This is a genomic window from Phytoactinopolyspora endophytica (genome assembly GCF_004138495.1).
Taxonomy (GTDB): domain Bacteria; phylum Actinomycetota; class Actinomycetes; order Jiangellales; family Jiangellaceae; genus Phytoactinopolyspora; species Phytoactinopolyspora endophytica.
Window position 1 is genome coordinate 15,614 of record NZ_ML142881.1, and the last position, 12,367, is coordinate 27,980.

General features: G+C 66.7%; 13 protein-coding genes. 5 read left to right on the forward strand and 8 right to left on the reverse strand.

The genetic code is table 11. The annotated features are described in order from the left end of the window. Together uppS and ELR45_RS33375 are read left to right on the forward strand one after the other, a co-directional pair. Window positions 1-593 (forward strand): polyprenyl diphosphate synthase (uppS, locus tag ELR45_RS33370; RefSeq protein WP_240760320.1); only part of this gene is annotated, 593 nt, incomplete at its 5' end. Between the two features lie 461 nt (window positions 594-1,054). Further along, window positions 1,055-2,395: a PhoH family protein gene (locus ELR45_RS33375; RefSeq protein ID WP_240760321.1), complete on the forward strand. Its 1,341-nt coding sequence runs from the start codon at window positions 1,055-1,057 to the stop codon at window positions 2,393-2,395. A 148-nt stretch (window positions 2,396-2,543) separates the two neighbouring features. Here ELR45_RS33375 and ELR45_RS33380 read toward each other — a convergent pair whose 3' ends face one another. Together ELR45_RS33380 and ELR45_RS33385 are read right to left on the reverse strand one after the other, a co-directional pair. Next, a complete protein-coding gene (locus ELR45_RS33380) occupies window positions 2,544-3,947 on the reverse strand; it encodes a class II fumarate hydratase (RefSeq protein ID WP_129670136.1) in 1,404 nt (467 codons plus the stop codon). A 63-nt stretch (window positions 3,948-4,010) separates the two neighbouring features. Next, window positions 4,011-6,050 carry a thioredoxin domain-containing protein gene (locus ELR45_RS33385; protein WP_240760322.1) on the reverse strand — a complete coding sequence of 680 codons (2,040 nt, stop codon included), beginning with the start codon at window positions 6,048-6,050 and terminating at the stop codon, window positions 4,011-4,013. A gap of 142 nt (window positions 6,051-6,192) precedes the next feature. Here ELR45_RS33385 and ELR45_RS33390 point away from each other — a divergent pair, with 142 nt between their 5' ends. Then, window positions 6,193-7,149 (forward strand): formylglycine-generating enzyme family protein, encoded by a 957-nt coding sequence (locus tag ELR45_RS33390; protein WP_240760323.1) that lies wholly within the window; start codon window positions 6,193-6,195, stop codon window positions 7,147-7,149. Window positions 7,150-7,229: 80 nt separating this feature from the next. On the opposite strand, the gene ELR45_RS33395 is transcribed toward ELR45_RS33390, so the two are convergent. The 4 genes from ELR45_RS33395 to mca form a co-directional block, all read right to left on the reverse strand. Then, window positions 7,230-7,694, reverse strand: a complete 465-nt coding sequence (locus ELR45_RS33395) for a VOC family protein (protein ID WP_129670138.1) — start codon at window positions 7,692-7,694, stop codon at window positions 7,230-7,232. Between the two features lie 235 nt (window positions 7,695-7,929). After that, a complete protein-coding gene (locus ELR45_RS33400) occupies window positions 7,930-8,331 on the reverse strand; it encodes a helix-turn-helix transcriptional regulator (protein ID WP_129670149.1) in 402 nt (133 codons plus the stop codon). Between the two features lie 71 nt (window positions 8,332-8,402). After that, the gene (locus ELR45_RS33405) at window positions 8,403-8,636 is read right to left on the reverse strand and encodes a hypothetical protein (protein WP_129670139.1); all 234 of its coding nucleotides are present in this window, start codon (window positions 8,634-8,636) and stop codon (window positions 8,403-8,405) included. 5 nt (window positions 8,637-8,641) lie between these two features. Continuing rightward, the gene (gene mca / locus ELR45_RS33410; RefSeq protein ID WP_129670140.1) at window positions 8,642-9,505 is read right to left on the reverse strand and encodes a mycothiol conjugate amidase Mca; all 864 of its coding nucleotides are present in this window, start codon (window positions 9,503-9,505) and stop codon (window positions 8,642-8,644) included. Window positions 9,506-9,682: 177 nt separating this feature from the next. Here mca and ELR45_RS33415 point away from each other — a divergent pair, with 177 nt between their 5' ends. Both ELR45_RS33415 and greA read left to right on the forward strand, forming a co-directional pair. Next, the gene (locus tag ELR45_RS33415; RefSeq protein ID WP_165368333.1) at window positions 9,683-10,171 is read left to right on the forward strand and encodes a DUF4307 domain-containing protein; all 489 of its coding nucleotides are present in this window, start codon (window positions 9,683-9,685) and stop codon (window positions 10,169-10,171) included. A 223-nt stretch (window positions 10,172-10,394) separates the two neighbouring features. Further along, entirely contained in the window at window positions 10,395-10,901 is a 507-nt protein-coding gene (gene greA / locus ELR45_RS41905; protein WP_129670142.1) for a transcription elongation factor GreA, read from the forward strand. 198 nt (window positions 10,902-11,099) lie between these two features. On the opposite strand, the gene ELR45_RS33425 is transcribed toward greA, so the two are convergent. Both ELR45_RS33425 and ELR45_RS41910 read right to left on the reverse strand, forming a co-directional pair. Then, entirely contained in the window at window positions 11,100-11,939 is an 840-nt protein-coding gene (locus tag ELR45_RS33425) for an ABC transporter permease (protein WP_240760324.1), read from the reverse strand. Further along, on the reverse strand, window positions 11,936-12,367 hold a 432-nt coding region (locus tag ELR45_RS41910; protein ID WP_240760325.1), incomplete at its 5' end, for an ATP-binding protein DrrA1-3 family domain-containing protein. The genes ELR45_RS33425 and ELR45_RS41910, both read right to left, overlap by 4 nt.

Sequence of the window (12,367 nt, forward strand, 5' to 3'; positions counted from 1 at the left end):
CCCAGGAGTTCCTCCGCTGGTGTGATGAGCTCCACATCGACGTCGTCACCCTGTTCCTGCTGTCCACTGACAATCTTCACCGCCCCGAGGACGAGCTGGTCCCGCTTCTGGGCATCATCGAGGGCCTGATACACGATCTCGCGGCCGCCGGGCGGTGGCGAGTGCATCCCGTGGGCGCCCTGGACCTGTTGCCGGACCGAACAGCCACTGTGCTCAAGGAGGCCGCCGACGCCACCCGCGACGTCCCCGGCATGCACGTCAACGTGGCGGTCGGCTACGGCGGGCGCCGGGAGATCGCCGACGCCGTGCGGGCACTCCTGCACGAGCACGCCGAGAAGGGCACATCCCTCGACGAGCTGGCCGGAATGGTCAGCGCGGAGGACATCGCCCGCCACCTCTACACCAAGGGCCAGCCGGACCCCGATCTCGTCATCCGCGCCAGCGGCGAGCAACGGCAGTCGGGCTTCCTGCTCTGGCAGAGCGCGAACTCCGAGTATTACTTCTGCGAAGCGCTCTGGCCGGATTTCCGGCACGTCGACTTCCTGCGGGCGCTGCGTTCCTACATCGAGCGCGAACGCCGCTACGGCCGGTAGGTGGGTTCAGTCCGGAGGGAGGGGCGAAGTTCTTCTCGCTCTCACGCGGCCGGCGGGTAGCTTGAGTGGGCTGGTTGCGTGTGTCTGCCGCCGCCCGAAGATCGGTCGAAGAACTTCGCCCCTTCCTCCTCGTCGGCGGCTTGCGAGCCGTAGCGGGTGTGCCCTCGACCTAGACGAGCCGTGGCCTGGGAATTCGACCTGCGACGGGGACGACGAGGGGTGACGGCAACGCAACGTTAACCGGCCGTTCGGGCGTGTTCGGGTGCGCGAATCGTGATGACATGTACGCTGGTTCTGACAGTTGGTAGGGGAAAGCCAGCTGTTCGGGAGGCCCGTCCAACGTGCTGAATCCACGGCGCGAAGGGAGGGCCGGCACCCGGCCCTGTGGGCCCGGTCCCGGTCCTTCACGCGACTAGGAAGCCTGAGTTGTCAGGGTGCACTCAGGTATGAGGGAGACGGACGTGGCCGCTTCCAAGACTCACACTGGTCTTCACCGCCCCAGCCAGCCCCAGGCAGATCGCATCACCTACGTACTCGACACCAGCGTCTTGCTCGCGGACCCATACGCGATCACGCGCTTCGCCGAGCACAACGTGGTCTTGCCGATCGTCGTCATCACCGAACTGGAGGCAAAACGGCACCATCCCGAACTGGGTTACTTCGCCCGCAGCGCATTACGACTCCTCGACGAGCTCCGGCTCGAGCACGGGCGCCTCGATGACCCCTTACCGGTCGGGGAGGACGGCTCGGTACGGGTTGAGCTCAACCACACGGATCCAGAAGTACTACCAGCCGGTTTCCGGCTCGGGGACAACGATTCCCGCATACTGGCGGTAGCGCTCAATCTGGCCGGTGACGGACAAGAGGTCGTGCTCGTCTCCAAGGATCTGCCGATGCGGGTCAAGGCGTCGTCGGTGGGGCTGCGTGCGGAGGAATACCGCGCGGAAGCCGTGGTGGAGTCCGGCTGGACGGGCATGGCGGAGCTTGAGGTACCCGGATCAGTGCTCGACACCCTTTTCGCGAACAACACCGTCGACATGGAGGAAGCACGCGATCTGCCCTGCCACACCGGGCTGGTCATGCATAGCGAGCGCGGCAGCGCCCTCGGCCGGGTCGCCCCGGACAAGTCAGTCCGGCTGGTCCGCGGCGACCGTGAGGCCTTCGGTCTGCACGGCCGTTCAGCCGAACAGCGGATCGCGCTCGACATACTGCTCGACGACGAGATCGGGATCGTCTCCCTGGGTGGCCGGGCAGGCACGGGCAAATCCGCGCTTGCGCTCTGCGCGGGCCTGGAAGCCGTGCTTGAACGCAGGCTGCACAAGAAGGTCATCGTCTTCCGGCCCTTGTACGCGGTCGGCGGGCAGGACCTCGGCTACCTGCCCGGGAACGAGTCCGAGAAGATGAACCCCTGGGCACAGGCCGTCTACGACACACTCGGTGCGCTGACGACCCAGGACGTCGTCGATGAGGTCATCGAGCGGGACATGTTCGAGGTTCTGCCGCTGACGCATATCCGGGGCCGCTCGCTGCACGACGCGTTCATCGTCGTCGACGAGGCACAGTCGCTGGAGCGCAACGTCTTGCTGACCGTTCTGTCCCGGGTGGGGAGCAACTCGCGCGTCGTTCTCACCCACGACGTCGGGCAGCGCGACAACCTGCGGGTCGGCCGTCACGACGGAGTCGTCGCCGTGGTCGAGAAGCTCAAGGGACACCCGCTCTTCTCGCACATCACCCTGACCCGGTCCGAGCGTTCACCGATCGCCGCGCTCGTGACCGAAATGCTCGAGCACCCCGCCACATAGGCACACTGGCGGATCGCCGAAAGGCGAGTTCGCGAAAAGAGCCGATGGTGTGGTCGTTGACACGACCACACCATCGGCTCCTCTTCGTATGTCCGTCTTGCGTGCAGGCAGAGCAATTCTGCCCTGCCCACCAACGCGACCACGGACTCTACGGGCGCGTCATGCTCAGCACGTCCAGTGCCTCGTCGAGCTGCGCCTCGGTGAGCTTGCCCTGATCGACGAGACCACGCTCGAGCACCACCTCGCGGATGGTCTTGCGCTCTGCCAGCGACTGCTTGGCGACCTTCGCCGCCTCCTCGTAGCCGATGTAGCGGTTGAGCGGCGTGACGATCGACGGCGACGAGTCGGCGTACTCGCGGCAACGCTCCTCGTTCGCGGTCAGGCCGCTGACACAGCGGTCGGCGAACAGGCGGCTGATGTTGCCCAGCAGGCGGATCGACTCCAACACGTTGCGAGCCATCACCGGCAGCATCACGTTGAGCTCGAAGGTGCCCGAGGCGCCGGCGAAGGCAACCGCGGCGTCGTTCCCCACCACCTGGGCGGACACCATGCAGAGCGCTTCCGGGATGACCGGGTTGACCTTTCCGGGCATGATCGAGGATCCCGGCTGGAGGTCGGGCAGCGCGATCTCGGCCAGGCCGGTCCGCGGGCCGGACCCCATCCAGCGCACGTCGTTCGAGATCTTCGTGAGCGACACGGCGATGGTGCGCAGCTGGCCGGACAGCTCTACCAGGCCGTCCCGTGCACCCTGCGCCTCGAAGTGGTTGCGTGCCTCCGTGAACGGCAGGCCCGAGTCGGCGGCAAGCCGGCCGATGACCTTCTCGGCGAATCCTGGCGGGGTGTTGATGCCGGTGCCGACGGCAGTCCCGCCCAGCGGCAGCTCCGCCACCCGCGGCAGCGCCGCCTCCAGCCGCTCGACTCCGTAGCCGATCTGGGCGGCGTACCCGCCGAACTCCTGACCGAGAGTGACCGGGGTGGCGTCCATTAAGTGTGTGCGGCCGCTCTTCACCACCGTCGCGAACTCATCGGCCTTGGCGGACAGCGCGCTCTGCAGGTGCTGCAGCGCCGGGACCAGATCCCGGACGACGGCTCGGGTAGCAGCCACATGGATGGCCGACGGAAACACGTCGTTGCTGGACTGCGAGGCGTTGACGTGGTCGTTCGGGTGCACCGCGGAACCGAGGCGCTCCGTGGCGAGCGTCGCGAGAACCTCGTTCGCGTTCATGTTGCTGGAGGTGCCGGACCCCGTCTGGAACACGTCGATCGGGAAATGGTCGTTGTATGTGCCCCGCGCGACCTCGGCCGCGGCGTCGTGAATCGACGTGGCGATCTCCGGGTCCAGGACGCCGAGCTCCGCATTGACGGTCGCTGCGATCCCCTTGATCGAGGCGAGGGCATGGATCAGCGAGTTCTCGATGCGAGTGCCGGAGACCGGGAAGTTCTCGACGGCACGCTGGGTCTGCGCGCGGTACTTGGCCGTGGCCGGTACCCGGACCTCGCCCATGGTGTCGTGTTCGATGCGGTATTCGGTGTTCGTGGCGTCGTCGCTCATGCACTCCATCATCCCGCGTGCACCGTGCTCTGCCATCCCGGGGTCTCGTGAGTGACTGAGCGTCTAGCGCGACATCTGGGTGGTGAGCTCGTCCGGGTCGCTGGTAGGGCGGTCGCACACGAAGTGGCGGCAGACGTACGCCGACGGCACGCCGTCGAGCAGCGGGCGGTCGCGCAGGAGCGGAACCGCGGCAGATGCGGCGTCTTCCGGATCTCCGGCGACGACGGCCGCGCCCGGTGACGTGTGACGCAACGCCGCACGGTGCAGTGCTCCGGTACGCGCGTCGTCGGGACCGCCGACGATGGCCACCTCCACCGGCCCGGCGAGCAGCGCCTCGGATACCGCCATTCCCCAGCCGCCGAACCGGGGCGCCTGGGCGGCCAGCGCGTCGTAGACGCCCAGCGCCGACTCTGCCGCTACGCGGTGTCGTGTCGAGCCGGTATAAGCGGCATAGGTCAGCAGTGCCCCCGCGGCCGCCGACCAACCCGACGGCGCGGCGTTGTCGGTCGGGTCCTGTGGCCGCCGGACACCCGCCAGCCGAGCGTCGGTCGTGTCGTCGGCCGTGTCGAAGAGCCCGCCGTCGTCCGACGAGAATCTGGCCAGCACGACTTCGAGCAACTGCTCGGAGAACGACAACCACGCCGGCTCGCCGGTCACCGCGAGCAGCGCGAGGAACCCCTCGGCGACGTCGCCGTAGTCTTCGAGGACACCGCTGGGGGTGCCGGCCTCGCCGCCGCGCGATACTCTGCGCAACCGTCCGTGATCGTCAAGGTGCAGCCGGACCAGCAGGTCGGCGCAGTCCGCGGCGGCATCGATCCAGGACGGCTCGTCGAAGAGCGCACCGGCCTCCGCCAGCGCGGCAATGGCCAACCCGTTCCACGCGGAGACCACCTTGTCGTCGCAGAGTGGCTGCGGACGCTTGTCCCGGGCGACGCGCAAGGTCTCCCGCACCCGCGCCCAGCGGCTCCAGTCGAACGGATCGGAGGGAAGCTGCAGGGTCGACATACCGTGTTCGAAGGTGCCGCTCTCCGTGACGCCGAGCAGGCGGACCGCCCACGCGGCATCCTCCGAATCGAGCACCTCGTACATCTGTGCCGGTGTCCACACGTACGACGCACCCTCGGCGGGCTTCCCCGTCTCTTGTTCGGGGGCGTCGGCGTCGATCGCGCTGGCGAAGCCCCCCTCTGACGTACGGAGATCGCGCAGGAGGAACTCCGCGGTCTCCCGGACCACGCGCTCGGCCAACTCCGACCCGGTGGCCCGCCACAGGTGCGCGTAGGCACGCAGCAGCAGGGCATTGTCGTAGAGCATCTTCTCGAAATGCGGCACGACCCAGGACTGGTCGACGCTGTACCGGGCGAACCCACCACCAAGCTGGTCGTAGATGCCGCCACGCGCCATCCGCTCGCAGGTCGCCTCGACCATCGACAGGGCCTGCTCGTCGCCGGTGCGGGCATGATGCCGCAGCAGGAACTCCAGCACCATGGACGGCGGGAACTTCGGCGCGCTGCCGAAGCCGCCATGCTCGGGGTCGAACGTCGACGCCAGCCGCTGGACGGCCACGTCCAGCCGCTCTGCCGTCGGGCTGGACAGGTTGGCGCTGGTCCGTGGGCCGTCGAGACGCTCAGCGATCTGCCGGGAGGCGTCCTCGACCGCGTCTCGCCGTTCCCGCCAGGCCTCCATCACCGCAGCCAGCACCTGCGGGAACGAGGGCATGCCGTGCCGTGGTTCACGCGGATAGTACGTCCCCGCGTAGAAGGGCTTTCCGTCTGGCGTGAGGAACACGGTCATCGGCCAGCCACCCTGACCGGTCAGCGCTTGCACCGCCTCCATGTACACGGCGTCGACGTCGGGCCGCTCCTCGCGGTCGACTTTGACCGGCACGAAATGTTCGTTCAAGTACGCGGCCACCGACTCGTCCTCGAAGGATTCGTGTGCCATGACATGGCACCAGTGGCATGCTGCGTAGCCGACGCTCAACAGCACCGGAACATCGCGCCGGGCAGCCTCGGCGAACGCTTCGTCCTCCCACTCCCACCAATCGACCGGGTTGTCCCGGTGCTGCAGCAGGTACGGGCTCGACGCCTTGCTCAGCCGGTTCACCCAGACTCTCCGTCGCGTTTCGACGTACACAGATCCATCACTATCAATCAACCGTACGCGCCGACATCCGTTCCTTCGAATATCGGTCGTACGGGCGAGGCACCGGCACGCGGTAGAGTCAAACGGCGAGGAGGGATGTTCGTTGAGTGACCAGTCGCCATGTTGTGCGGCCAGCCGCCCCGAAGGTGAATCCGTCGCGGTCGACCTGGCGTCGCCGTCCCCGTCCGGCGAGGCGCCCGGCCGGACCGACACGTCCGGCATGGTGGAGCTGCCCGGTGGCACCTTCATCATGGGCACCGACGCCCAGGACGGCTATCCGGCCGACGGCGAAGGGCCCGCTCGAGAGGTGACGCTCAGCCCCTTCTGGATCGATACGACGACGGTCAGCAACGCCGACTTCGCGGAGTTCACCGAGGTGACCGGGTGGGTCACCGTCGCCGAACGCCTCGGCACGTCGTTCGTCTTCGCCGGCTATCTGCCCGATGATTTTCCGCCCACCCGCAGCGTCGCCGAAGCGCCGTGGTGGCGCGAAGTCGCCGGCGCGGACTGGCGCCACCCGGAGGGTCCCGGGTCCTCCCTCGAGGATCGGATGGACCATCCCGTTGTCCATATGACCTGGCGCGATGCCCGCGCATACGCCAAGTGGCTGGGCAAGCGGCTCCCCACCGAGGCGGAATGGGAGTACGCGGCGCGCGGCGGACTGGCTCAGAACCGCTATCCCTGGGGAGACCAGCGCGAGCCCGGAGGCGAGCACCGGATGAACGTCTGGCAGGGCACCTTCCCCGCCAAGGACACCGGCGCCGACGGCTACATCGGCACCGCGCCGGTCGATGCCTACGAACCCAATGGTTACGGCTTGTACAACACCACCGGCAACGTCTGGGAATGGTGCTCGGACTGGTTCGATCCGACGTGGCACCGCACCGGGCCCCGGATCGACCCGGGCGGGCCACCTCGCACCGGGCGCAAGACGATGCGAGGTGGCTCACACATGTGCCACGCCAGCTACTGCTTCCGGTACCGGGTGGACGCACGCAGTTCGAACACCCCGGACAGCTCAGCGGGCAACATCGGCTTCCGCTGCGTCCGTTCCGCGTAGGCCCAGCCGGCCAGGTGCTCGCCCGGCACACCTCGCCGGCTGGTGAGGTCGCCGCGCCGGCGCCGGTGGCCCGTCGGGGGTCATTCCGACGTCCCGGATTCGAAGGCCTCGGCCATCGCCCGCTGGTCGAACGCCTGATCGTTTAGCTCGTTCAGGCTGTACCAGTTCCCCGAGTTGTCGCGGAACACCGCTTCCACCCCGTACGGACGTTCCGCAGGCTCCTGAAGGAACTCGACACCTCGGGCGGCGTACTCCTCGTAGGTCTTGCGGCAGTCGTCGGTGTTCCACGCCCCGGCGCTCAGTGCCCCTTTGGCCATCAGCGCACGGATAGACGCGGCGGTCTCCTCGTCGTGCATGGGCGGACCCGGGACGGTGAGGGCGAGCTGGAAGGCGGGGCTTGACGGCGGGCCGACGGTCAACCATCGGAAGCCGTTCTCCATCTGGACGTCGGAACGCAGCTCGAAGCCGAGCTTGTCGACGAAGAACGCTTTCGCCTCCTCGTAGTCGTTCACAAAGACGCTGGCGACACCCATCTTGGTGATCATGACCTGCTCCTGTTCTCGGGACTGGATGGACACGTCCGCCGTACCGAGGACAGGACAGTCACGTGGCAACGCGTCCTCCGTCCCGCACCGCGGAGATCGGCCGGCGGTGACCGTATGGTCATAAACGACCGTAGAGCCGGGGAGGTGGCGGCGGCTTCTTCTGGATTGCTCTCTTTCCTGCGAAGCGTCGATCGCCGGCTCGTTTCCGTTCACCGCTGGATGCTGACCGACCCGCTCAATCTGTCGGCGCATCGGGCTTCTGCCCAGGGCTGCGCCTGGCGGCGTTCGTCGTCATCGGTGCGCTCCACATCAGGACGTAGCAGCCCGGGATCGGAGGAGGCGCGTTCTCGTGCGCGCTGCGCTGAAACTCCGACGGCGACATACCGACGAGCTCTGTGAACAAGGAGCTGAACGAACCCAGGCTGGAGAACCCGACGAGATGACACACCTCAGTGACCGTCACGTTGACCGAGCGCAGCAGGTCTTGTGCCCGTTCGACCCGCCGCCTGGTCAGGAAACGTCCTGGAGTCTCGCCGTAGGCCGCGCGGAACGCGCGGACGAGATGGTAGCGCGAGTACCCGGCCTCGCGCGCAATCCGGTCGAGGTCGACAGGCTCGGCGTAGCAGCGGTCGATCATGTCTCGGGCACGTCGCACGGCCAGCAGGGTGTTGACCGCGGCGGTGCCCGGCGGCGTCGTCGTCACGACGCTCAACCTCGTTCTGTGTGCTCCTGGTGACCGCGCATACGCTCCTCGTCGGTGCTGCCGGACTCGTCGAAGTCGATCCGGCGGAGCTGCCTGCGCATACTCCGGTACAGGACGAACAAGGCCAGCAACAACGCGATGACGATCCAGAAGCCGAACGAGCCCGCGCTGATGGAGAATCCGCCGTCGTCGTCGGTCCGACCGTCGCGGAACATTCCCAGGGCTGTTATGACCTCCACGTCACTCACCTTACCCCGGCGAACAGATCGTTTTCAGGCAGGCTGGAGTCGACCAGGGTCCGCACCAGCTCGTAATCCTCCGTGGGCCACGCCACTTGGTGCACGTCCAGTGGCACCGCGAACCACGGCCCCTCCGGGTCGATCTGGGTGGCATGCGCCAGCAGTGCCTTGTCCCGCACGGGGAAGTAGTCGGCACACTCGACCCTGGTGGTGACTCGCCGATCCCATTCCGGGTCAGGCTTCCAGTCCTGCATCCGTTCCGCGTATGGCGATACCAGACCGCGCCGCTCCATCTCCTCGTGTAGCGCCACGAACCGCTGACGGTGGAATGAATGGTGGTAGTAGAGCTTCCTCGGCTGCCACGGCACGCCCGCCTCGGGGTGGGCGTCGGCGTCACCTGCAGCGTCGAAGGCTGCGACGCTGACCTTGTGACACATGATGTGATCGGGGTGCGGGTAGCCGCCGTTCTCGTCGTACGTCGTCATGACGTGCGGACGGAAACGACGCACGATCTCTACCAGAGGGGCCGCCGCCTCTTGTATCGATTGCAGCGCAAAGCAACCGTCCGGCAGCGGAGGCGGCGGGTCGCCTTCAGGAAAGCCGGAGTCGACGAAGCCGAGCCACTCCTGCTGAACGCCCAGGATCTCCCGTGCGGCGTCCATCTCCTGCATGCGGATCTTGCCGATGTTCGCGAGCACGTCCGGACGGTCCATGTTCGGGTTGAGAATGGAGCCCCGTTCTCCACCGGTGCAGGTCACCACCATGACCTCGACACCCTCGGCCACGTACCGGGCAGTGGACGCCGCTCCCTTGCTCGACTCGTCGTCCGGATGCGCATGCACATGCATCAGCCTCAACGTGTCGGCCATGATCACCTCATCAGATTCTGTCCGCGCGCTTCGACACCCGCGCTGCCGGTGCGTGTTACGTCGTCGCCGCGCACGCCACCTGGTAGAGCGCGCAACATCGCACTGCCTTCTTCTCAGACACCCTCTTGAGAGACAATAGTGCCGTACCGTCCGTTTACCGCAGCCACCGGAGCCCCTGTGCCCGATTCGCCTACCAGCCAGCGTGATCGCGCCGACGACCACGACCGTGACCGTGACCGTGTCGCACCGGACGACGGGCATACGGCCGGTGGTGAGGACGCCAATCCTTCCGGTGCGCAGTCCGACGCCGCCCGCAGCGGCGGTCGCCGCCAGGCGATCGCGCTTTCTCTGGTGGCCGTCGTCCTCACGGCCGCCGTCGGGTGGTTCGCGATCGACCGGCAGCAGGAGAGCAAGGGCCAGGCCGCGCTCCACTCCTGGGAGGACCCGGCGAACGGAGTGCTGCCGGTCACCATCGAAGTACATCGCGATCCGGACACCGCACTGACGTGTGAGCTGATAGCGGTCGACGATCGGCAGATCATCGTCGGCCAGCTCGACCTGGAGATCCCTGCAGGTGGAGATCGGTCCCAACGCATCGATGCTCAGATCCCGCTCCGGGGCGACGGCATCGCTCCCGAGCTGGTCGGCTGCTCGATCAGCGACTGAGCAACGCAGGCCCGCGGCGATCCGGCCGCGCCCGAGGGATGACCGCTGGACCCGTCCGGTATCCGCAGAGTGGCCTCTTGTCATCGCCGGAACCCGGGATGACTTGCTAATCTTGTTGTTTCGCCCCGAGCTGGACATCTACCGGGCTTCGGCCCGGACGAACACAGGACCACACCCATTGTTTGGGTGTGGTCCGACGACTAATAGGCAAGGAGCAGATGCCGTGACCGCTACAAGCGACAATGTCGCCTGGCTCACCCAGGATGCTTACAACCGTCTCCAAGAGGAGCTGGAGCATCTGATGGGACCGGCCCGCGCAGAGATTGCGAAGCGTATCGACGCAGCCCGCTCCGAGGGCGACCTCTCGGAGAATGGCGGTTACCACGCGGCCAAGGAAGAGCAGGGCAAGCAGGAGGCGCGCATCCACCAGCTGCAGCAGCTCCTGCAGCGAGCCCAGGTCGGAGAAGCACAGGCCGAGAACGGCGTGGTCGCCGCCGGTATGATCGTCGAGATCAAGTTCGCCGGTGATGACGAGATCGAACGTTTTCTCCTCGGGTCCCGGGAGCTCGCCTCGCTCGACGAGTCCGTGCAGCTCGACGTCTACTCGCCACAGTCCCCGCTGGGCGCGGCCATCAGCGGCCAGAAGGCCGGGTCGACGGTCTCCTACGAGGCCCCGAACGGCCGCGAAGTGACCGTCGAGATCGTCAGCGCCAAGCCCTACACGCCCTGACGACCGTGGTCTTGCTCAGCAGAGCGACAAGTCCATACCGGTAGGCGGCGAACGGTAGCCGCCACAGGTAGCGAAGGGCGATCGTAGAGAACGGGCCGGGAGGTATCTCTCCCGGCCCGTTCTCATTCGGCTTGAACCTGAAGCCGACGTGCCTGCCGACCTCGAACGGTCGGCGTCACGCTGGTGTCGGCACGCCGGTTACTTGCTGGCGGCCGCCTTGTACTTCCGTACGGCCAGCGGTGCGAACACCACTGTGATCAGCACACACCACAACACTGCCGCCACGACGGGGTGTTGCATCGGCCACGCGTCCGAGACGATGATGCTTTCGTTGCCGAACAGGTCTCTGCCCGCGGCCACCATGGCACTGATCGGGTTCCACTCAGCCATCGTCTGGACCACCGTGGGCATCGTCTCCGGTGGTACGAAGGCGTTCGACAAGAACACGAGCGGGAACAGCCAGATGAGACCCGCGGAGGCCGCCACCTGCGGATTGCCGACGGCAAGGCCGATCAGCGCGCCGACCCAGAGCATGGCGAAGGCGAACAACATCATCAGGCCGACACCGCCGAGGAACGGGCCGATACCGTTGTGCACCCTCCAGCCCACGATGACGCCGCAGATCATCATGATGATGAGCACGATGAACTGGCTGGCCAAGTCCGCCACGACCCGACCCGCGATGACACCGGAACGCGCCATCGGCAGCGAACGGAACCTGTCGATCAGGCCCTTGTGCATGTCGTCGGAGAGACCGACACTCGCCGGTGCCACGGCGAAGGCCATGGTCTGGACGAAGATCCCGGCCATCAGGTACTCGCGATAGTTCACGCCCTCAACGGGGATCGCCCCGCCGAACACGTAAGCGAACAGCACGACGAACATGATCGGCTGGATGAACATGTAGATCTGGGTGTCCGGGACTCGCATGCCACCGCGGATGTTCCGCCACGCGATGACCATCGTGTCCTGCAGCACCTGCTTCATACCCGCGCCCTTGGGCACCAGGTCCGGCGGGGTCACCTGCACCGTCGTCACTGGACACTCCCTTGCGTCTCGGTACGGTCCTCTGACCCGGCGGCATCACTCGCCGCCTCTTCTTCGGGCTTGTGACCGGTCAGCTCCAGGAACACGTCATCGAGCGTCGGCCGGCGGAGCGCGATGTCGTCGATGTCCACGTGGTGCTCGTCGAGGTCACGGATCACTTGCACGAGCCCCTTCGAACCGGTTGTGCTCGGGACCGTCAGCTTACGAGTGTGTTCGTCAACCACACATTGGCCGTCGCTGCCTCGCTGCAGGATCTCGACCGCTTGCTGCAGCATCTGCGGGTCGTGCACGACGACTTCGATCCGCTCGCCGCCGACCTTGGTCTTCAGCTCGTCCGCCGTACCTTCGGCGATGATCCGGCCCTGGTCGATGACGACGATCCGGTCTGCCAGCGCATCGGCCTCCTCCAGGTACTGGGT

Excerpts from the sequence above, each read along its gene's own strand:
- mca (WP_129670140.1), bottom strand. The coding sequence starts at position 9,505 with ATGGCCGACACGTTGAGGCTGATGCATGTGCATGCGCATCCGGACGAC.
- ELR45_RS33395 (WP_129670138.1), bottom strand. The coding sequence starts at position 7,694 with ATGATCACCAAGATGGGTGTCGCCAGCGTCTTTGTGAACGACTACGAG.
- ELR45_RS33400 (WP_129670149.1), bottom strand. The coding sequence starts at position 8,331 with ATGATCGACCGCTGCTACGCCGAGCCTGTCGACCTCGACCGGATTGCG.
- ELR45_RS33380 (WP_129670136.1), bottom strand. The coding sequence starts at position 3,947 with ATGAGCGACGACGCCACGAACACCGAATACCGCATCGAACACGACACC.